Here is an 18,080-nt window from a genome sequence, read left to right on the forward strand (position 1 = left end):
GGAGCACGGCATGTCCGAGAGCAAAGCCGAGACCCTTGATCCCAACGCCAAGATGGAATGGGAAGCACCCACACTTCAGCGTCTCGACGTTGAATGCGCTGAGAACTCCATCGGCATCAATGTCGATGGCTTTGATATCAGCAGCTAGGCAGACGCTCTGGCACAGAGCCGAAGCTGGGTGACAAGCATCCGCCATTGGATAACCTGGCCGGTGGCGAACTGAATGCGTGCTTGCCAAACCGACGACGGGTTCATACCTTCGCCGAAGCCAACACTGGCACAGCCGAGAGCCATCAGATGACTGAAGTTACGACCTTGGATCGGGAAGAAAATCTTCCGGAATGGACCGCTCCGGAACTTCAGCGTCTGGATGTCGACAGTGCAGAGGGTAATGCGGCCGCCTCGTTCGATGGTTCCGGATTTAGCTGATACGTCCCAAGCTTTGAAAGCTGTCCTCGTGTTGAGGATTCACTTGACCAACGATGGCATGCCCATCCTGCGGTGTTCCGTGCCGCCGGACTGCAGAAGGTAGCGGATCGGCGCGAACGAGCGCCGGTGCTGGGCGCAGGGGCCGAGGCGGTCCAGCGCCTGACGGTGTAGCGGCACGCCATATCCCTTGTGCCGGGCAAAGCCGTAGCCGGGGTGTTCGTCTTCCAGTTCGTGCATCAGCCGGTCGCGAGCCGTCTTGGCGAGGATCGAGGCCGCGGCGATCGAAGCGGATTTCGCATCGCCCTTGATGACCGCGACCGAGCGGCAGCCCACATCCAGCGCATGATTGCCGTCGATCAGGGCGAGAGCGGCACAGTGCGCCAGACCCTGTACCGCGCGACGCATGGCCAATTCGGTGGCGCGCAGGATGTTCAGGCGGTCGATCTCCTCGACCGTGGCAAAGGCGACTGACCAGCATACGGCCTGCGCCTTGATGTCGGCCTCGGCCTCATGGCGGGCGATCTCTGACAGAACCTTGGAGTCGTTCAGGCCGTCGGGCAGATGGTCGGGATCGAGGATGACGGCAGCGGCGCTGACCGGCCCGGCCCAGGGGCCACGACCGGCCTCGTCCACGCCGCAAACGAGGCCGTGGGCGGCCCATTCCCGTTCCAGCGTCAGATCGGGGCGGGGAAGCATCAGCCCTGACCTGACGACAGGGGGGCATGGCGATGGCAGGTCGCGACGTGATCATTGACCATGCCGGTCGCCTGCATGAAGGCATAGACGATCACCGGACCACAGAATTTGAAGCCCTCGGCCTTGAGGGCCTTGGCCATGGCGACCGACTGCGGGGTCTGGGCGGGGACCTGGGCCATCGAGTGCCAATGGTTCTGGATGGGCTGCCCATCAACGAACGACCACAGCCAGTCCGACATGTCGCGGCCCTGCTCCTGGAGGTCCAGCCAGCGTCGGGCCCCGGAGATGGTGGCGTCGATCTTGGCGGCCGAGCGGACGATGCCGGCGTCGTTCAGCAGGCGCTGGCGGTCGGCTTCGTCATAGCGGGCGACCCTTTCCGGATCGAAATCGTCAAAGGCCGCGCGGAAGGCCTCGCGCTTCTTCAGGATGGTGATCCACGACAGGCCGGCCTGGAACCCGTCCAGCACCAGCTTTTCCCACAGCGCGCGGGCGTCATGCTCTGGCACGCCCCATTCCTGGTCGTGATAGGCGACATAGAGGGGATCGGTGCCGCACCAGCCACAGCGGCCGGTCGTGTCGGGCACGGGCGAGTCGGTCATGGGTTCAGAATCGCCGGGCTGGTCGCCAGACGCAAGAGTCATGTCCCGTCAGACGCCGGGCCGGGTGCGATCTGGCAAGGGGGAACGGTGACCCGCTTGCCGTTCCTGATTGCGCTGATCGCTCTCGGCCTTGCCGCCGCGTTTGCGGGCGAGGCGCGGGCGCAGGACAGCAAGGCCTTTGTGCATCCGCCGGGCGTGGTCGGGGAACTGGGCCAGACCGATCCCGACGCCCTGATCGCCTCACAGCTGTGGCTGGCCGAGCTGTACGAGCGCGAGGGGCTGATCGATGCGGCCATCCAGACCTATGAGGCGGCGCTGCTGTCGATCCTGCAGTTTCGGGGGCAGGGGCATGTTTCCATGGCCGAGCCCATGGTGCGGGTGGCGCGCCTCACCGAGGATCCGGAGACGCGGGTGCGGTGGCTGGAATCCGCCCTGCGCATCCGCGAGGTCACCTGGGCGGCAGGAGACGGTCGCCTGACCGCGCTGCGGATGGAGCTGGCGTGGGCGGAGCAGGTGTCAGAAGTTCGCCGCCGCCCTCAGACCTGATCCGAGGCGGGCGGGTCATTCCGGGGGCCGATCCTCTGGCCCAGTCAGAGCATGACGAGTCGACGCATCCGGTCCGGCTCAGGCCGCCGGCGGCGGTCAAGGGGGTGGACAAGTACCCTCGGACGCGAAAAAACGATGGCTTCCATCAACGGAGGACATAACCATGCGTATTGCCCTGATTACCGTCGCCGCCGCCGCTCTGGCCCTTGCCGCCTGCTCGCAGGAGACCGGTGACAATGCCGCCGAAACCGCAGACGCCGCCGGCGACGCCGTAGCCTCGGCCGCCGAAGACACTGCCGAGAACGCTGACGCCGTGGCCGACAACACCGCTGCCGCCACCAATGAAGCGGCCGAGGACGTCGACGCCGCCGTCGAGACGCCCGCCGAGTAATCGATCCTCGATCGATAAGGAGACGCGCCCGGAGTTCGCTTCGGGCGCGTTTTTCGTTTCAGAGGCCCGTCCAGTCCGGCCGTCGGACCGTTACCGGCTTCGCCTCGACGGTCAGGTCCCCGTCAAGCCGGTCCAGACGGAGGAGGGCCATGACGCGGTGGCCCTGACCCGACAGGGTCTGGCCGGACCGGCGCTCACCGTTCAGGACTTCGCTGCCGAACGGGGGCAGGTCGCCCTCGACCTCCAGCGGCAGCATGCGATTGCGGATGGCGCCGCGCCGCTTCATTCGCGAAGTCGTCTCCTGACCGATGAAACAGCCCTTGGAGAAGTCGATGCCGTTCAGCAGGTCAAAGTTGGCCTCGATCGGATAGGTGGTGTCCTGACCGCCATCGCGGGCGGGGTCGGGGACGCCGAGCGTCAGACGGTGGTCGTGCCAGTCCGCGGCCTCGTCCGTCGGGGGGAGGGCCTCGCCGTAGTGCCGGTGACCGAGGGCGGCAAGGCGCGGGTCGGGGGTGCCGGGCGCGTCGGACGCGGCAGGCCACAGGACCTGGACCGTGCCGTCGACGGGCGTGATCGTGACCTGGGCGCGCAGGCGGTAGAGGCTGAGCCGCTGGATCAGGGCGTCCCGCCGGTCCGCATCGACATCCAGAAGGACCCCGTCGTCCTCGCCGAACAGGAACAGGTCGAACAGCAGACGCCCAGGCGGGGACAGCAGGGCGCCGAAGCGCAGCGCGCCCGGCTGGAGGGTCAGGACCTCCTGCGTCAGCAGGCCGTTGAGGAAGGCCCACGCATCCGGGCCGCTGACCCGGACGAGGGCGCGATCAGGGAGGGAGGCAATGCGGGCGGACATGGTCCACAGATAGGGCGGCCATGGCGGCTTGGCGAGGGGGCGATGCCGCTGCCTGCCTGCGAGAATCCGTATACGGTAGGGTTATGCCCTCGGCCTTTCCCGTCCTCTACATCGCTGAAGCCGACCCGGAGATGGCGGTGATGGGCTCGGGCGTGCTCGATCATCTGGCCGAAGCCCTGCCGCAGGCGCGTTTCACCGTGGTGGGATCGCCCGCCAGTGCGCCGCTGTTCGCCGGTGTGCCGCGGCTGGACCGGCTGGTGACATTGAAGGGCGAGGGACTGGCCGAGCTGACCGGTCTGTGGAACCAGGTGCGGGGCACGCACTGGGGCCTGGTCGTCGACATGCGCGGCACGAAATTGTCGGGCTGGCTGAGACGACAGAAGCGGGCGGTGCGTGGCGAGATGCCGGACGGTCTGCATGCCGTCGAGGCGGCCGCGCGGGTGCTGCAGCTGGACGAGGTGCCGACGCCGCGCCTGCACCCGACGCCCGACGACATCGAGGCCGCCGAGGCGCTGCTGGGGCCGGGCGAGGGGCCGCTGCTGGCCATCGGACCCGGCGCGGACTGGATCGGGCGTCTGTGGCCGGCGGAACGCTATGCCAAGGTGGCCCAGGCCCTGCTGGGCGAGGGCGGGCCGCTGGCGGGCGGGCGGTTGCTGATTGTCGGCGGGCCGGGCGACCGGGATGCGGCCCACACCATCCGGCTGGTGGTGCGGCGCGAGCGGGTGATCGAGGCACAGGGCAAGCTGTCGCCGCTGGCCACGGTGGCAGCCCTGCAGCGGGCGGACTTCTATCTGGGCGGGGATTCGCTGTGGACCCAGCTGGCGGTGGCGGCGGCCGTGCCGGTGACGGCCCTGTTCGGCCCGTCGGACGAGTCGCTGCGCGGCCCGTGGGGCGGACAGACCCTGAGGGGGCCGCGCAGCTTTGAGGAATTCCGTGTCATGGACCCCCGTTTCGACCAGGCGCTCCAGCATATGATGGACCTTCCGGCCGAGAGGGTGTTGAAAGCCTGCATGCGGCGCCTGACGACCGACGCCGCCTGATCTGACCGGCAGGAGTATCGCCATGGGCAACAGCTATGACCTGATCGTGCGCGGCGGCGAGGTCGCCAATCATGCGGGACGCGGGCCTGCCGATGTCGGTATCCGCGACGGCCGGATCGCCTTCATCGGGGACCTGTCGCAGGCCTCGGCCGGAGAGGTGGTCGACGCCGCAGGGCTGACCGTCCTGCCCGGCGTGATCGACACCCAGGTCCACTTCCGCGAGCCCGGTCTGGAATGGAAGGAAGACCTCGAGACCGGCAGTCGGGCGGCGGCGCTGGGCGGGGTGACCGCCGTCTTCGAAATGCCGAACACCGAGCCGACCACCACCGATGCTGATGCCATGGCGGACAAGCTGGCGCGGGCCCGGGACCGGATGTGGACGGACCACGCCTTCTACATCGGTGGCACGCACGAGAATGCGGCCTATCTGGATGAGCTGGAACGGTTGCCCGGGTGCTGCGGGGTCAAGGTCTTCATGGGCGCCTCGACCGGGACCCTGCTGGTCGCCGACGACGACGGGGTGCGCGATATCCTCAAGCGGGTGAACCGCCGGGCGACGTTCCACTCCGAGGACGAGTACCGGCTGGCCGAGCGGCGCAGTCTGGCGCGGACCGGCGACTGGACCAGCCACCCGGAGGTCCGCGATGTCGAAAGCGCGATCCTCAGCACGCGGCGGCTGGTGGGACTGGCGCGGGAATGCGGGGCGCGCATCCATGTGCTGCATGTGACCACCGCCGAGGAGATCGAATTCCTGGCGGGGGCCAAGGATGTGGCGACCGTCGAGGTCACGCCCCAGCATCTGACGCTGGACGGCGATGAGGCTTACGAGCGGCTCAAGGCGCTGGCCCAGATGAACCCGCCGATCCGCAACCGGCCGCACATCGAAGGCCTGTGGCGCGGCATCGCCCAGGGGGTCGTGGATGTGCTGGGCTCGGACCACGCCCCGCATACGCTGGAAGAAAAGGCCCGGCCCTATCCGGCGTCACCGTCGGGCATGCCGGGGGTGCAGACCCTGGTGCCGGTCATGCTGGACCATGTGGCGAAGGGGCGAATGACGCTGGAGCGGTTCATCGACCTGACCTCGGCCGGAGCGCAGCGCATCTTCAACATCGCCGGCAAGGGCCGCATGGCCGAGGGCTATGACGCCGACCTGACGCTGGTCGACCTGAAGGCGAAGACCGTGCTGAAGCACGCCGACATGGCCACGCGCTCGGGCTGGACCCCGTTCGACGGCATGGAGGTCCAGGGCCTGCCGATGGCGACGATCGTGCGCGGCCGGGTGGTCATGCGCGACGGCGAGCTGCAGGGCAGCGCCCACGGCCGTCCGGTGCGCTTCCAGGAAACGCTGAGCTAGATGGATCTCTTCGGCGAGGTGCAGGCGTGGATCTTGACCCACTTCCACCTCATCGCAGGGTTTCTGTTTCCGGCCATGGTCCTTTTGTGGATCTTGCCCGGGGTACTGGTTTCCATCATCGGCGATCAGCTACCTGACGCCGAGACGGGATACCGCAGCAGCGATGCCATTCCCTGCCTGCCACCTGCGCATCGCCGCTCATGGGCCTTTCTGTTCGGCAGGCGAGGCATGGAAGTTTCCGGGCCCACCGGGCGTTTTGTCATCCGGCTTATTCGGCTGCTTAGCGTTGTCGTGTACGGGACCCTGCTCATTCTCTTCGTCGCCTCCGCCACGGAGGGTTATGTCTTCGATCCCAACGCCGACATCCTGAAAACGGACAGGCAGAGGAACGAGGCGCGAGGACAATAAATCGCACTCCCTGGGTTAGAGAGGCTCCAGGATGAACCCGGCGATGTCGGGGACGACCGGCGTGGCCAGCGGCAGGTCCGGATCGGCATAGGTGCGGATGTTGGCGGCCCGCTCGGCGGGGGCGACCTTGAGCACGTGATTGACGCCCTCCCAGACGACCAGGGTGGCGTCGGGCTGTGCGGCCTTCATCGCGTCGGAGTCGGTGGTGGTGACCTGGATGTCGGTAGTGCCCTGGGCGATCAGGACAGGGCCTTCATACGCCGCGATCAGTTCGCGGGGATCGAGCGCCAGCCAGGACATGAGATAGGGCTGGACCGAGGGGCGGAAGAGCGCCTCCAGCCCCGGGATGGGCTCGACTTCGCGCCCGGCCTCGAGTTCGGCCAGCGCGGTGAAGGCCTGGGTCCGCATCGGCTCGGGCAGCTGCGGGCCCAGCTGTTCTTCGAGAATGATGCGGGCCGGGCGACCGGCACCGGACACCAGCACCAGACCACAGATGGCCGAGGTGTCGCGGTCGGTGGCGGCCAGGGCGACCAGCGCGCCTTCGCTGTGGCCGATCAGCCAGGCGCAGGACAGGCCCGCCTGCGCGGCAGCCTGTTCGGCCCAGCCGATGGCGTCATCGACCAGATGGGAGAAGCGCAGGTCCTGCTCGGCCATGCCGGTGAACAGGCTCTCGCCGACACCGCGCTTGTCATAGCGGACGGTGGCGATGCCCTGATCGGCCAGTCCCTCGGCCAGCAGGCGATAGGTGGACGACCGGATGCCCTGGGCGCTGTTGCCGTCGCGGTCAGTGGGGCCGGAGCCCGCGATGATGACGCCGACGGCGCGGGGGGCCTCAGCAGGGGCCAGCCAGGTGCCGTGCAGCGGGCCGGCGTCGGTCTGGAGGGTGACGGTGGTGCCGGGGTCCTGAACGGTCAGGGTGAGGGCGGCGGCGGCGATCAGGGCGGACAGCATGGGGTGTCTCCGTCTTGAAGGAACAGGCTCAGAAGGGCTGGCGGTCGGGGTCGTTGCGCCAGACGCGCCAGCTTTCGACCGCTGCGAGGACAACGGCGCCCAGTACGGCCACGACCACGGCGATGACGCCGAACGGCTGGGGCATGAAGGGTGCGCTCACCAGACCGAACAGGCCGATCAGGAATAGCAGGCGTCCGGCGAGGCGGTTGGAGCGCTCCCACGCCAGCTTGCTCTTGAAGGCCCAGGGCGTGCGCACCCCGACGACAGGGTTCGGCCCGACCCGGCCGAGGAAGGCCCCGGTCGCCATCATCAGGGCGCTGATGGCCGCCATGGGCGCGAGGGTGCCGATCGAGGTGGCGCCGGACAGGCTCAGCGCGGCAGCGAACAGGGAGGCTCCCGTAAGCGAGATCAGCGTCACCAGCTGGGCAAAGCGCAGGGCCCGGCTGCGGACGGGATCGCCGGCCTTGCGGGCAAAATGACCGAGACCACCACTGAGGGCGAGGGTGGCGAAACCGAGCGCGAGGATCAAGGCGCCGACGGTCTCGCGCCCGGCCCAGTCGTCGGCATCCCCGTGGACGTTGAAATGAATGGGCATCAGGCCGGTGGGGCCGGCGAAGAAGATCCACAGCCCGAGGCCCAGCAGGATGGCCGAGATGCCGAGAGTGGCCACATCGAGGGCCGAGGCGGGGGCGGATCGGCGGGTATCAGTCACGGTCCTTGTCTCCATCAGACGGGCTACGGGCCCCGGTGATCGACAGAAGGAAGGCCAGCGCTTCCTCCACGGCGGAAATGTCGAGGCGGTAGCGGATGGTGGTGCCGTCGCGCTCGGGGCTGACCAGCCCCGCCTCCTTCAGTGCATTCAGGTGGCCGGTGACGGTCGGCCAGGTCATGTCAAACGCCCCCGCGATGTCGCCCGACGCCATGGGACCTTTCCTCAGCATCTCGATGATCCGACGCCGCACGGGATGCGACAGGGCCTTGAACAGGGTGTTCATGGGACTTTCCTAATTAGGAAAAGCCCTAAATGCAAGGGTGAAGCATGTCGTCATCCTCGGACTTGATCCGAGGATCGGACCAGGTCGTCGTTTTCCTGTGACGCACAGAATGATTGGCCCCGCCGAACAGGGCGGAGGACTGCACCGATCCTCGGGTCAAGCCCGAGGATGACGGGGGCTGTCAGATCGAGAAGCTGACGCCGCAGCCGCAGCTGGAGGCGGCGTTGGGATTGCGGATGACAAATTGGGCACCGGCGAGGTCGTCGACGAAATCGATCACGGAGCCGCTGAGGAAGGGCAGGGAGACGGGATCGACGAGGGCCGTGTGGTCGTCGTGGGTGATGCGGATGTCGTCGTCATCGGCGGATCCGACCAGGTCGAACCGGTACTGAAAGCCCGAGCATCCGCCGCCATCGACGGCAACCCGCAGCATCAGGGGCGTGCCCCTGGCCTCCGACAGGTGCCGCAGACGCGATGCGGCCGACGGGGACAGCGTCAGCCCATGGGCCGCGGCGCGGGCGCCGGCGTCGCCCGTGGCCTCGACCCGGAAGTCTGTGGATCGTTCGGTCATACCGCCCTATATGAGGCCGCCACGGGCTACCGCAATGCCTGTCACCCCATCGGGATCAAGTCCGCTGACCGATCGTCGCCTCGCCCCCTATGCCCTGGATGCCGCAAACACGCTGGGACGGCGTGTGCCGGAGCCCGCCAGCCGGACGCGCACGGCCTTTGCCCGCGACCGCGACCGCATCATCCACTCGACCGCCTTTCGCCGGCTGAAGGAAAAAACCCAGGTGTTCGTGGCGCACGAGGGCGACCACTATCGCACCCGCCTGACCCACAGTCTGGAAGTGGCGCAGATCGCCCGGTCGCTGGCCCATGCGTTGCGGCTGGACACCGATCTGGCCGAGGCCGTGGCGCTGGCGCATGACCTGGGCCACCCGCCGTTCGGCCATGCGGGCGAGGACGAGCTGCAGGCCTGTATGGAGCCGTGGGGAGGGTTCGATCACAACGTCCAGACCTTTCGCGTCATCACCCGGCTGGAGGAGCGTTACCCGGATTTTCTGGGGCTGAACCTGAGCTGGGAGACGCTGGAAGCCGTCATCAAGCACAACGGCCCGGTCGACGGCATGCTGGATCGCCCGTCGTGGAAGCCGGTCGCGGAATTCTCGAAGGACTGGGACCTGAGGCTGGACAGCTTCGCCTCGCTGGAGGCCCAGGTCGCGGCCATCGCCGACGACATCGCCTACAACAACCACGACGTGGACGACGGGGTGCAGGCGGGGCTGTTCACCCTGGAGGACCTGATGGAGGTGCCGCTGATCGGGCCGATCCTGAAGGGCACGCGCGACGACTGGCCCGATCTGGATGCGCGCATGATCCGGCTGGAGGCCGTGCGGCGCATGATCGGGGCCATGATCGAGGATGTGCTGGCCGAGACAGGGCGCCGGCTGAAGGCGGACGGGATCGGGACGGTCGAGGATGTGCGGAAGGCCCGGCGGATGCTGGTGGCCTTTTCGCCGGACATGCTGGCCGATCTGGGGGCGCTGCGGCGGTTCCTGTTCACGCGCATGTATCGCCACTATCGGGTCAATCGCACCCGCAGCCAGGCGCGGCGCATCCTGTCGGAGATGTTCCAGTTGTTCCTGGCCGAGCCGGACATCCTGCCGCCGGAATGGGCCGAGCGGGCCTCCAGCGGCGATCCGGCCCGCCGGGCCCGGGCGGTCTGCGACTATATCGCCGGGATGACCGACCGCTATGCCATCGAGGAACACAGAAAGCTGTTCACACTCGATCTGGCGCTGGATCTGTGATTCGAATGCAGGGACCGGGAGCGCTAGGATAGGCGCTCAGCCGCGCGATTCGCGGACGCATATGCATTGAGGCCCCTGATGTCGCACGAAGACCCCCATCGCCAGGATCCGGGCGCCGGTCGTGACCGGGGTGCCTATACGCCGCCGACCGACGAGGAGCTGCCGTTCCGCCGGGGCGGCGGCGGGTATGACGCGCGCCGCAGCGGCGTCGGCGGTCCGCCCGTCACGCTGATCATCAGCGCGGCCGTCTTGCTGCTGCTGATCATTGTCGTGGTCATCTATTACCGCGCCGGGGCCCGTGGGTCCGAGGACGCCCCGCCGGCCATCGGCACGCCCGTGGGCGAGCTCAAGGTCGAAGCCGCCGAGGATGCCCAGCCGGTCGATCCGGCCGCGGGCATCGACGTCTATGACGACGCCGAGCCCATCGTCACCGCCCCGACCTATGTCCCGCCGCCCGAGGCGATCCAGCCTGATGCGCGCCCGGCCGAGGCGGCAACGCCGACTCCGGCCCGGCCTGCGGAACGTCCGACGGTGGCCGCGGGCGGCAATTCGGCGGTGCAGATCGGGGCCTTCTCGACGCCCGGGCTGGCGGACACCGAATACAGCCGGGTCGTCGGGCGTTACAGCCAGTACACCGAGGGTGCGGTGAAGCGGGTGCAGGAGGTGACCTCGTCCAGCGGATCGACCCTGTACCGGACCATGATCTCGGGCCTGAGCCGCGAGCAGGCGCAGGGGCTGTGCGATGCCATCAAGGCCTCGGGCGGCGACTGTATTGTGCGCTGAGGCCCGGTGACGCGCGCCATCATCCTGGGCTGTTCCGGCCCCCGTCTGACCGAGGCAGAGGCAGAGTTCTTTGCCGAGGCCCAGCCGTTCGGCTTCATCCTGTTCCGGCGGAATGTCGAAGATCCCGAGCAGCTGGCTGAACTGGTGGCGGCGCTCAGGGGCTGTGTCGAGCACGAGGCGCCGGTCCTGATCGACCAGGAAGGCGGCCGGGTACAGCGGATGATTCCGCCGCACTGGACCCGCTATCCGCCGGGCGCGGCCTATCTGAAGGCCAGCAATGATCTGGCGGGCGCGCGCGAGACGGCGCGGCTGGGGGCGCGACTGATGGCGCACGACCTGCACGCGGTGGGGATCGACGTCGACTGTCTGCCGGTGCTGGATGTGCCGGTGCCGGGCGCGCACGACATCATCGGTGACCGGGCCTATGCGGCCGACCCGGAGCAGGTCGCCGTGCTGGGACGGGCGGCGGCCGAGGGGCTGATGGCGGGCGGGGTCCTGCCGGTGATCAAGCATATCCCGGGGCATGGCCGGGCACTGGCCGACAGCCACCACGACCTGCCGGTGGTCAATGCTGACCGGGCCCATCTGGAGGCCTGGGACTTCATGCCGTTCAGGGCCCTGTCCGATATGCCGATCGCGATGACGGCGCATGTCGTCTACGCGGCGCTGGATCCGGAAGAGCCCGCCACCACCTCGCGCATCGTGCTGGACATGGTCCGCGACGAGCTGGGCTATCAGGGGCTGATCGTCTCGGACGACCTGTCGATGAAGGCGCTGAAAGGCGATCTGGAGCACCGCGCGACAAGCGCGCTGAAGGCAGGTTGCGATGTGGTTCTGCACTGCAACGGCGACATGGCCGAGATGCAGGCCGTGCTGGCGGGGTCCAAGAAGCTGAAGGGCAAGCGGCGGAAGCGCGCCGAGGCGGCGATGGCGCGGCGGGTGCGCCTGCCCGAGCCGCTGGATGTCATGGAAGGCCGCGCCCGGTTTGACCGGATGATGGCGCCCTGGCTGGAGGCCAAGGCCGGGCCGGATGTCGGGGAGGCGCAGGGGTGAGCCGCACCTTCCAGCCGAACCTGAACTTTGCCGCGGTCGAGGCGGTCGAGCCGGAGGAGGCCTTTGTCGTCGATCTGGACGGCTATGAGGGGCCGCTGCATGTGCTGCTGGCGCTGGCGCGGAACCAGAAGGTCGACCTGCTGACCCTGTCGATCACGAAGCTGGCCGAACAGTATCTGGCCTTCGTGCACGAGGCCCGGCGGCGGAACTTTGCCCTGGCGGCGGACTATCTCGTGATGGCGTCGTGGCTGGCCTATCTGAAGTCGCGCCTGCTGCTGCCGCGCACCGAGGCGACACCCGATGCCGAGATCCCGGCCGAGGAGATGGCGGCGGCGCTGGCGTTCCGCCTCCGCAAGCTGGAGGCGATGCGCACGGCGGGCGAAGCGCTGATGCGCCAACCGATCCTGAAGCGCGATGTCTTCACCCGGGGCGATCCCGAGGCCACGGTGATTGTGCCGTCCGACCAGATCGACGCCAGCCTGTACGAGTTGATGACCGCCTATGTCAGCCAGCGGCGGCGGGCCGAGCGGCGGGCCTATAATCCCGGCCTGCGGGTCGAGGCCTTTCCGCTGGAGGCGGCGCGCGACTGGCTGCGCGAGCGCCTGCCCCGCATGGAGGACTGGACCGCGCTGGAGGATGTGGCGCCGCAGGCCGAGGCGGCGGATGAGGCGGGCGAGCGCGAGGGCCCCAGCCCGGCCAGCTATGTCGCCTCGACGCTGTCGGCCAGTCTGGAACTGGTCAAGGAAGGGGCGCTGGATGTCACCCAGGCCGAGGCCTTTGCCGAGGTCTATCTGCGTCGCCGCGCGCACGGCCAGCCGCTGGAGCTGACGCCATGAGCGAAGAGACCGAAGAAAAGAAGGGCCTGGCCTTCCGCCCCGACGACACCGAGATCGAACGCCGGGTCGAGGCGCTGCTGTTCGCGGCGGCGGGACCGCTGTCGGCGGCCGATATCGCCCGGCGCCTGCCCGAGGATGCCGATGTGGGCCGCGCCCTGTCGCGGCTGGTCGAGCGCTACCGCGACCGGGGCGTGACCCTGCAGGTGGTCGCCGATCGCTGGAGCTTCCGCACCGCGCCGGACCTCGGCTTTCTGATGACCGAGGAGCGCGAGGAGCCGCGCCGTCTGTCGAAAGCGGCGCTCGAGACCCTGGCCATCGTCGCCTATCACCAGCCGGTCACCCGGGCTGAGATCGAGAGCGTACGCGGCGTGTCCCTGTCGAAGGGCACGCTGGACCAGCTGCTGGAGATGGGCTTCGTGCGGCTGCGCGGACGGCGGCGCACGCCCGGCCGACCCGTCACCTATGGCACCGCTGACCGGTTCCTGGAGCATTTCGGCCTGGCCAGCCTGAGCGACATGCCGGGCGTGCGGGAGATGAAGGCCGCGGGCCTGCTGGACATGTCGATGCCCAGCGGCTTTGAGGTACCGGACCCGGGGCGGGCCACGGACGGTGACGACGAACTGGACCTCCTGGACCACGAGGACGCGCCCGAGTTTGCACAGGACTTTGTCGGCGAGCGCGACGGCTAGGCGGGCAAGCGAGTGACGCCGAGGATCCAGCCTTCCTCGGTCTCGACCTGACGGATCAGGTCGTCGGAGGCGCCCTTGGGTGGGGCGAAGGCCGCGGCCAGTTCGCCGCGCTCATCCATATTGGCGAAGGCTTCGGCGGTGACGCGGACCTGGGCCTGGTCCTTGAACTCGCCTTCTTTCGGCTGGGCGTTGAACAGCGACGGCCAGACCTCGACGACAAGGGCGGACAGCGGTTCGAGGTCCGAGGCCTCCAGGGCGCGCCAGCCGGTGCCGAACGGCCAGACGGCGGCGGACGGATCCAGCTTCTTCAGCAGGCGGTTGACGGCAGCGATGCCGACCAGGGTCTGGCCGCCGACCGCGCCGGCGCCATGCATCTGCCAGACGCTTTTCGGCTGGAGGCGGCCCTCGCGAGCGGCACGTTCGGTGGCGCGGAACTCAGGGATGTCGGCGCCGGCGCCCTCGGGCGGCTTGGTCGCCGTCAGCCAGCGCTGGGTCTGTTTGGCGGGCGCCCCCCAGAACGGCCAGGCCTGATCGGTCATCAGCCGGTTCATCTTGGCCGCGACCTGATAGCGGTTGTTGGTGTTGTCGGCCTTGTCGACGACGTTCGCAGCAATGAAGTCCCACAGGCCACGCCAGCTGGTGTCCTTGAGGCCCAGCCGCTGGCCGGTGTCGACCGGATAGCCGAGGTTGAAGTCGAAGCCGACCAGCACCCGGTCGCCGCGTTTCCTGTGGTCAGCCAGCAGGGAGGCGATCAGGGCCTCGCCCTCGGCCCGCGAGGCGACATTGTGGGTCTCGGTGTAGAGGCGGAAGCGCACGTCGCGCTTGGCCACGCCGACCCACAGGGACTGGTCGCCCAGCTTGCGCGTCTCGGCGGCGGTCCAGTCGGCGATCAGATAGGCGTCAAACAGGCGGGCCACGGCGGGCGCTCCTCGGGGAAAGGCGAAACAGGAATGGGCGGGCTTCTAGACCCGCAGGGACGGAACGCAAAGCCCAAAGGCGCGGTTCAGCCGCCGGGCTTTATGCGCGCAACAGGGCATCCAGATGCGACAGCCAGCGCCGCCCCAGCCGCAGGGCCTCGGACGGCGAGCCTTCGAGCGTGGGGGCCGTGGCGTTCCAGAGGTTCATCTCGAATTCGGGATAGCGGGCGTCCATGAACATCAGGCGCAGGACGACCAGTTCGGCCTCGGGGGCGAGGACGTCGAGAGCCTTGCGCGGCTCGCCGCGGCGCACCCGGGCGAGGACATGACCGTCGACGATGATCTCCGCGCCCTCGATCTCCTCAAAGCCATAGACCAGGCCGTGGCCGCCCCGGGCCCAGAGGACGGCGATCTGGCCTTCGTCGAAGTCGAGCCCGGCGGCCTTGCCCTCGGCAGGCGAGAAGGCCTCGACTTCGGGGGCGACGCCGAGGGTCTTGAGCAGCGTGCGGCGCAGGCGGCGTTCGCTCTCCATCCACCAGGCGAGGGCCAGCATGAGGGTGGTCAGGGCCGCAGCGGCGAGGGCGACCAGCAGCAGGAACCGCACGGCCTCGCTCACCCTCAGTCCTCCAGCGTCACGACCACGGGCACGTGGTCACTGGGCTTGTCCATGTCGCGCGCCTGGCGGTGGGTCTGGACGGACCCGAAGCGATCGGCGGCCTGGGGCGACAGCAGGTGAAAGTCGATGCGGATGCCGTGGTCGCGCTGCCAGGCGCCGGCCTGATAGTCCCAGAAGGTATAGGTGCCATCGGGCTCGTGCCCCAGCTCATGGCTGTCCGACAGACCCAGATTGCACAGCGCCCGGAAGGCGGCGCGGCTTTCCGGCTGGAACAGGGCGTCGTCCACCCAGGCCTCGGGATTCCGCGCATCGTCAGGCGTCGGGATGACGTTGTAGTCGCCGCACAGGACGAAGGCTTCTTCCAGCGCCAGCAGGTCGCGCGCATGGGCGTTCAGGCGGTCGAACCAGCCGAGCTTGTAGGCGAATTTCTCGGTGCCGACCGGATTGCCGTTGGGCAGGTAGAGGCCGCCGACGCGAACGGGACGGGGGCCCTCGATGACCGCCTCGATATAGCGGGCCTGTTCATCTGACGGGTCGCCCGGCAGGCCCCTGCGGACATCCGAGATCGGCAGCTTCGACAGCAGGGCCACGCCGTTGTAGCTCTTCTGGCCGTGGGTCTCGACATTGTAGCCCAGCGACTCGAACGGCTCGCGCGGGAATTTCTCGTCCACGCATTTGATTTCCTGGAAGCAGGCCACGTCGGGCTGATGCTCTTCCAGCCAGGCGAGCACGGTCTCGAGGCGGGCGTTGACGGAGTTCACGTTCCAGGTGGCGATGCGCATGGGCGGGAAGCTAGTGCGATTTCCGGCGCGAGGCGAGGGCCACAAACGAAGAGGCCCGGAGCACCGAAAGACGCCCCGGGCCGGGATCGGAGTTGACCGTAGACCTTACTCGGCCGGCGCGGCTTCCGGCTCGGTCGAGGCGGGCACGGTCGTCAGCGAGCAGGGCTTGCTGAAGATCTGCACGGCGTCGACGCAGGAGTAGACCTGTTGGGTGGCACCTTCGTGGAAGCGGACGATGACGCCCTCACCCGTCGAGCATTTCAGCTCATAGAAGGCGCCGCGCTCGGGGTTGTCGCCCATCCACGACACGTCCTCGATGTTGCAGGCCGCAATCTCGGTGTTGGCCACCAGCTTGGGCCATTCCAGGCGGCTTTCCTCAGCCGTGGTCAGCTTGCAGGTGTCGGATGCGATCAGGGCATAGCGCCAGCAGGGCATGGCGCTCCAGCTTCCCGCCTCGGACTTTTCAAGACGGTAGCCGTCGGCGCCGGCACAGCCGAGTTCATAAACCCGGGTGTTCCAGGCAACGGCTTCGTCGGTCTGGCACGAGACGCCGGCCTGTTGGCCATAGGCGGTGATCACCTCAACGCGGTTCTGGTTGCCCGGCAGGGTGCACTGAAGGCCAGCGTCGGCTTCGGGATTCTCCTGCCGGAGCTGCCAGGCAAGGCTGGACTGCAGGACGCAGTCGGCCGCCGTCGGCGCGTCCGCCGTGGCCACCAGAATGTAGCCCGGGCCCGTGGCGCAGGCGATTTCATACAGTTTGGTCTCGTCCTCGCGCTGACCCAGCAAAGAGGATTCGGTGACCTGACAGGTCGGCACCGCGACAGCCGCGACGGCGCTGGCATCGGCCATGACCTCTTCGGGCGACGGGCCCGTGCGCTGGCGACCCCGGCGACTCCACCGCTCACGGTCCTGACGTTGGCCGGCGACGCGGCCCTCAGTATTGGCCTGATCCTCAACCTCGCCGGGCGAACCGCCGCTCCGGACGTCTCCGCGACTGTCCTGGGCCAGGGTCGGGGTTGCGGTCAGAAAGGCGAGGGCGAGGGCCGATCCCGCGAGGGTGGCGATTTTGGCGTGGGACACGGAGGAGGCTCCTGAAACAACTTGAACTCGTTCAATCCTTGGCGTGGTGATGTGACAGGGTCAAGGCAAGAACAGGGCACCTACGCCGTCGGTGGACGCAGTCGCGTGAATTGGTCTATCGAAGGTTTCGATTGGAGACGCACTTGGCCGATGGTGTGATACGCGACGAGGGGGAAGGGGATACGGCCCGGGGGCTGACCTATCCGTTTGCGCGTGTGCCAGAGGCCGGCGAGGGCATCGAGGTCGCCCCGGGCGTGGTGTGGCTGCAGCTGCCGCTGCCGATGGCCCTGAACCACATCAATCTCTATGCAATCGACGACGGAGATGGCTGGACGCTGGTCGATACCGGCCTGTTCACCCCCGCTTCGGTCGAGATCTGGGAAGGCCTGTTGACCGGGGCCCTGCAGGGCCGACCGATCCGGCGCGTGATCTGCACCCACATGCACCCCGACCACATCGGCATGGCAGGATGGCTGTGCGCGCGGTGCGGGGCCCCCTTGCTGATGTCGCGGCTGGAATATGTGACGGGACGGATGCTGGTCGCGGACACAGGCCGACCGGCGCCGGAATCGGGGCGGCGCTTTTATCAGGCTGCGGGCTGGACCGAGGCGCAACTGGCCGGCTGGGGCCGTGACTATGGCTCGTTCGGGCGAGTGGTCAGTCCCATGCCCGATGCCTACCACCGCCTGAGCGAGGGCGATGTGCTGTCGATCGGCGGGGATGACTGGCAGGTTGTGGTCGGCCAGGGCCACAGCCCGGAACATGTCTGTCTGTGGCGCAAGTCGGACGGCGTGTTTGTCGGCGGGGACCAGATCCTGCCGAAGATTTCCTCGAATGTGTCGGTGTGGCCGACCGAACCCCTGTCGGATCCGCTGGGGGACTGGATGACCTCGTTGGAGGATCTTCAGACGCGCCTGCCCGATGACCTCCTGGTCCTGCCTTCGCATGGGGCGCCGTTCCGGGGCGTGCAGACGCGGCTGGCGGCCCTGTTGCGAGGGCACGGCCAGGCGCTGGCGCGGCTAGAGCGGCGGATGGAGACCCCGATGCGGGCCGTCGACACCTTTGCCAGCCTGTTCGCCCGCCCGGTCGGGGATGGGCTGCGCGGCATGGCGACCGGCGAGGCGGTGGCACATCTGAACTATCTGGAACGTCAGGGCCGGGCGACCCGTGAGCGCGATGCCGAGGGCGTCGACTGGTGGCGGGCCACGGGCGCGCTGGTTTCAAAAGCGAATGACGACAACGGAGAATGAC

24 protein-coding genes are annotated in these 18,080 nt (G+C 68.3%); 13 read left to right on the forward strand and 11 right to left on the reverse strand.

Annotated features, from left to right (window positions below; translation table 11 throughout):
• Positions 1-10: 10 nt before the first annotated feature.
• Together V7672_RS14155 and V7672_RS14160 are read left to right on the forward strand one after the other, a co-directional pair.
• On the forward strand, positions 11-148 hold the full coding sequence (locus tag V7672_RS14155; RefSeq protein WP_335625212.1) for a hypothetical protein: 138 nt from the start codon (positions 11-13) through the stop codon (positions 146-148).
• Positions 149-195: 47 nt separating this feature from the next.
• A complete protein-coding gene (locus tag V7672_RS14160) occupies positions 196-429 on the forward strand; it encodes a hypothetical protein (protein ID WP_335625213.1) in 234 nt (77 codons plus the stop codon).
• 39 nt (positions 430-468) lie between these two features.
• Here the strand turns inward: V7672_RS14160 and V7672_RS14165 are convergent, their stop codons facing one another.
• Both V7672_RS14165 and V7672_RS14170 read right to left on the reverse strand, forming a co-directional pair.
• Positions 469-1,125: a ribonuclease HII gene (locus V7672_RS14165; RefSeq protein WP_335625214.1), complete on the reverse strand. Its 657-nt coding sequence runs from the start codon at positions 1,123-1,125 to the stop codon at positions 469-471.
• The gene (locus V7672_RS14170) at positions 1,125-1,724 is read right to left on the reverse strand and encodes a DNA-3-methyladenine glycosylase I (protein WP_335625215.1); all 600 of its coding nucleotides are present in this window, start codon (positions 1,722-1,724) and stop codon (positions 1,125-1,127) included. Before V7672_RS14170 ends, V7672_RS14165 begins: the two co-directional genes overlap by 1 nt.
• A gap of 87 nt (positions 1,725-1,811) precedes the next feature.
• On the opposite strand from V7672_RS14170, the gene V7672_RS14175 reads away from it, so the two are divergent.
• Complete coding sequence (locus tag V7672_RS14175) at positions 1,812-2,270, forward strand: tetratricopeptide repeat protein (protein ID WP_335625216.1); 459 nt, start codon at positions 1,812-1,814, stop codon at positions 2,268-2,270.
• A gap of 163 nt (positions 2,271-2,433) precedes the next feature.
• Positions 2,434-2,661 (forward strand): hypothetical protein, encoded by a 228-nt coding sequence (locus V7672_RS14180; RefSeq protein WP_335625217.1) that lies wholly within the window; start codon positions 2,434-2,436, stop codon positions 2,659-2,661.
• Positions 2,662-2,719: 58 nt separating this feature from the next.
• On the opposite strand, the gene ygfZ is transcribed toward V7672_RS14180, so the two are convergent.
• Positions 2,720-3,511 (reverse strand): CAF17-like 4Fe-4S cluster assembly/insertion protein YgfZ, encoded by a 792-nt coding sequence (gene ygfZ / locus V7672_RS14185; RefSeq protein ID WP_335625218.1) that lies wholly within the window; start codon positions 3,509-3,511, stop codon positions 2,720-2,722.
• An 83-nt stretch (positions 3,512-3,594) separates the two neighbouring features.
• Between ygfZ and V7672_RS14190 the strand changes: the two genes are divergently transcribed.
• Genes V7672_RS14190 through V7672_RS14200 form a run of 3 tightly spaced genes read left to right on the forward strand, consistent with a single transcriptional unit; the run spans position 3,595 to position 6,313 of the window.
• On the forward strand, positions 3,595-4,551 hold the full coding sequence (locus V7672_RS14190; RefSeq protein ID WP_335625219.1) for a glycosyltransferase family 9 protein: 957 nt from the start codon (positions 3,595-3,597) through the stop codon (positions 4,549-4,551).
• Positions 4,552-4,573: 22 nt separating this feature from the next.
• The gene (locus tag V7672_RS14195; RefSeq protein WP_335625220.1) at positions 4,574-5,905 is read left to right on the forward strand and encodes a dihydroorotase; all 1,332 of its coding nucleotides are present in this window, start codon (positions 4,574-4,576) and stop codon (positions 5,903-5,905) included.
• Complete coding sequence (locus V7672_RS14200) at positions 5,906-6,313, forward strand: hypothetical protein (protein WP_335625221.1); 408 nt, start codon at positions 5,906-5,908, stop codon at positions 6,311-6,313.
• Between the two features lie 15 nt (positions 6,314-6,328).
• Here the strand turns inward: V7672_RS14200 and V7672_RS14205 are convergent, their stop codons facing one another.
• The 4 genes from V7672_RS14205 to erpA all read right to left on the reverse strand — a co-directional run bounded on the left by V7672_RS14205 (position 6,329) and on the right by erpA (position 8,830).
• Entirely contained in the window at positions 6,329-7,264 is a 936-nt protein-coding gene (locus tag V7672_RS14205) for an alpha/beta hydrolase (RefSeq protein WP_335625222.1), read from the reverse strand.
• A 28-nt stretch (positions 7,265-7,292) separates the two neighbouring features.
• A complete protein-coding gene (locus V7672_RS14210) occupies positions 7,293-7,976 on the reverse strand; it encodes an SdpI family protein (protein ID WP_335625223.1) in 684 nt (227 codons plus the stop codon).
• Positions 7,969-8,259 carry a metalloregulator ArsR/SmtB family transcription factor gene (locus V7672_RS14215; protein WP_335625224.1) on the reverse strand — a complete coding sequence of 97 codons (291 nt, stop codon included), beginning with the start codon at positions 8,257-8,259 and terminating at the stop codon, positions 7,969-7,971. The genes V7672_RS14210 and V7672_RS14215 overlap by 8 nt, the downstream gene beginning before the upstream one ends.
• Positions 8,260-8,440: 181 nt before the next feature.
• The gene (erpA, locus tag V7672_RS14220; protein ID WP_335625225.1) at positions 8,441-8,830 is read right to left on the reverse strand and encodes an iron-sulfur cluster insertion protein ErpA; all 390 of its coding nucleotides are present in this window, start codon (positions 8,828-8,830) and stop codon (positions 8,441-8,443) included.
• Positions 8,831-8,864: 34 nt separating this feature from the next.
• On the opposite strand from erpA, the gene V7672_RS14225 reads away from it, so the two are divergent.
• The 5 genes from V7672_RS14225 to scpB all read left to right on the forward strand — a co-directional run bounded on the left by V7672_RS14225 (position 8,865) and on the right by scpB (position 13,434).
• Positions 8,865-10,073, forward strand: coding sequence for a deoxyguanosinetriphosphate triphosphohydrolase (locus V7672_RS14225; protein WP_335625226.1), 1,209 nt, complete (start codon positions 8,865-8,867; stop codon positions 10,071-10,073).
• Positions 10,074-10,151: 78 nt separating this feature from the next.
• Positions 10,152-10,856 (forward strand): SPOR domain-containing protein, encoded by a 705-nt coding sequence (locus V7672_RS14230; RefSeq protein WP_335625227.1) that lies wholly within the window; start codon positions 10,152-10,154, stop codon positions 10,854-10,856.
• A 6-nt stretch (positions 10,857-10,862) separates the two neighbouring features.
• Positions 10,863-11,909, forward strand: coding sequence for a beta-N-acetylhexosaminidase (nagZ, locus tag V7672_RS14235; RefSeq protein WP_335625228.1), 1,047 nt, complete (start codon positions 10,863-10,865; stop codon positions 11,907-11,909).
• On the forward strand, positions 11,906-12,745 hold the full coding sequence (locus tag V7672_RS14240; RefSeq protein ID WP_335625229.1) for a segregation and condensation protein A: 840 nt from the start codon (positions 11,906-11,908) through the stop codon (positions 12,743-12,745). The genes nagZ and V7672_RS14240 overlap by 4 nt, the downstream gene beginning before the upstream one ends.
• A complete protein-coding gene (scpB, locus tag V7672_RS14245; protein WP_335625230.1) occupies positions 12,742-13,434 on the forward strand; it encodes an SMC-Scp complex subunit ScpB in 693 nt (230 codons plus the stop codon). Before V7672_RS14240 ends, scpB begins: the two co-directional genes overlap by 4 nt.
• On the opposite strand, the gene V7672_RS14250 is transcribed toward scpB, so the two are convergent.
• The 4 genes from V7672_RS14250 to V7672_RS14265 form a co-directional block, all read right to left on the reverse strand.
• The gene (locus tag V7672_RS14250) at positions 13,431-14,351 is read right to left on the reverse strand and encodes a cobalamin biosynthesis protein CbiG (protein ID WP_335625231.1); all 921 of its coding nucleotides are present in this window, start codon (positions 14,349-14,351) and stop codon (positions 13,431-13,433) included. The genes scpB and V7672_RS14250 overlap by 4 nt on opposite strands.
• Positions 14,352-14,451: 100 nt before the next feature.
• Positions 14,452-14,967 (reverse strand): hypothetical protein, encoded by a 516-nt coding sequence (locus tag V7672_RS14255; RefSeq protein WP_335625232.1) that lies wholly within the window; start codon positions 14,965-14,967, stop codon positions 14,452-14,454.
• A 2-nt stretch (positions 14,968-14,969) separates the two neighbouring features.
• Positions 14,970-15,749: an exodeoxyribonuclease III gene (gene xth, locus V7672_RS14260; protein WP_335625233.1), complete on the reverse strand. Its 780-nt coding sequence runs from the start codon at positions 15,747-15,749 to the stop codon at positions 14,970-14,972.
• Between the two features lie 105 nt (positions 15,750-15,854).
• Positions 15,855-16,829 (reverse strand): hypothetical protein, encoded by a 975-nt coding sequence (locus tag V7672_RS14265; protein ID WP_335625234.1) that lies wholly within the window; start codon positions 16,827-16,829, stop codon positions 15,855-15,857.
• Between the two features lie 143 nt (positions 16,830-16,972).
• On the opposite strand from V7672_RS14265, the gene V7672_RS14270 reads away from it, so the two are divergent.
• Complete coding sequence (locus V7672_RS14270) at positions 16,973-18,079, forward strand: MBL fold metallo-hydrolase (protein WP_335625235.1); 1,107 nt, start codon at positions 16,973-16,975, stop codon at positions 18,077-18,079.
• The last annotated feature ends 1 nt before the right edge of the window (position 18,080 follow it).

Origin of the sequence: Brevundimonas sp. (assembly GCF_036963785.1) — a bacterium.
Lineage (GTDB): Bacteria > Pseudomonadota > Alphaproteobacteria > Caulobacterales > Caulobacteraceae > Brevundimonas.

What these genes read in the sequence shown, in the direction of transcription:
- V7672_RS14155 (WP_335625212.1), top strand. Translation starts at nt 11, where the DNA reads ATGTCCGAGAGCAAAGCCGAGACCCTTGATCCCAACGCCAAGATGGAA.
- V7672_RS14165 (WP_335625214.1), bottom strand. Translation starts at nt 1,125, where the DNA reads ATGCTTCCCCGCCCCGATCTGACGCTGGAACGGGAATGGGCCGCCCAC.
- V7672_RS14170 (WP_335625215.1), bottom strand. Translation starts at nt 1,724, where the DNA reads ATGACCGACTCGCCCGTGCCCGACACGACCGGCCGCTGTGGCTGGTGC.
- V7672_RS14180 (WP_335625217.1), top strand. Translation starts at nt 2,434, where the DNA reads ATGCGTATTGCCCTGATTACCGTCGCCGCCGCCGCTCTGGCCCTTGCC.
- ygfZ (WP_335625218.1), bottom strand. Translation starts at nt 3,511, where the DNA reads ATGTCCGCCCGCATTGCCTCCCTCCCTGATCGCGCCCTCGTCCGGGTC.
- V7672_RS14190 (WP_335625219.1), top strand. Translation starts at nt 3,595, where the DNA reads ATGCCCTCGGCCTTTCCCGTCCTCTACATCGCTGAAGCCGACCCGGAG.
- V7672_RS14195 (WP_335625220.1), top strand. Translation starts at nt 4,574, where the DNA reads ATGGGCAACAGCTATGACCTGATCGTGCGCGGCGGCGAGGTCGCCAAT.
- V7672_RS14200 (WP_335625221.1), top strand. Translation starts at nt 5,906, where the DNA reads ATGGATCTCTTCGGCGAGGTGCAGGCGTGGATCTTGACCCACTTCCAC.
- V7672_RS14205 (WP_335625222.1), bottom strand. Translation starts at nt 7,264, where the DNA reads ATGCTGTCCGCCCTGATCGCCGCCGCCGCCCTCACCCTGACCGTTCAG.
- V7672_RS14215 (WP_335625224.1), bottom strand. Translation starts at nt 8,259, where the DNA reads ATGAACACCCTGTTCAAGGCCCTGTCGCATCCCGTGCGGCGTCGGATC.
- erpA (WP_335625225.1), bottom strand. Translation starts at nt 8,830, where the DNA reads ATGACCGAACGATCCACAGACTTCCGGGTCGAGGCCACGGGCGACGCC.
- V7672_RS14225 (WP_335625226.1), top strand. Translation starts at nt 8,865, where the DNA reads ATGCCTGTCACCCCATCGGGATCAAGTCCGCTGACCGATCGTCGCCTC.
- V7672_RS14230 (WP_335625227.1), top strand. Translation starts at nt 10,152, where the DNA reads ATGTCGCACGAAGACCCCCATCGCCAGGATCCGGGCGCCGGTCGTGAC.
- scpB (WP_335625230.1), top strand. Translation starts at nt 12,742, where the DNA reads ATGAGCGAAGAGACCGAAGAAAAGAAGGGCCTGGCCTTCCGCCCCGAC.
- xth (WP_335625233.1), bottom strand. Translation starts at nt 15,749, where the DNA reads ATGCGCATCGCCACCTGGAACGTGAACTCCGTCAACGCCCGCCTCGAG.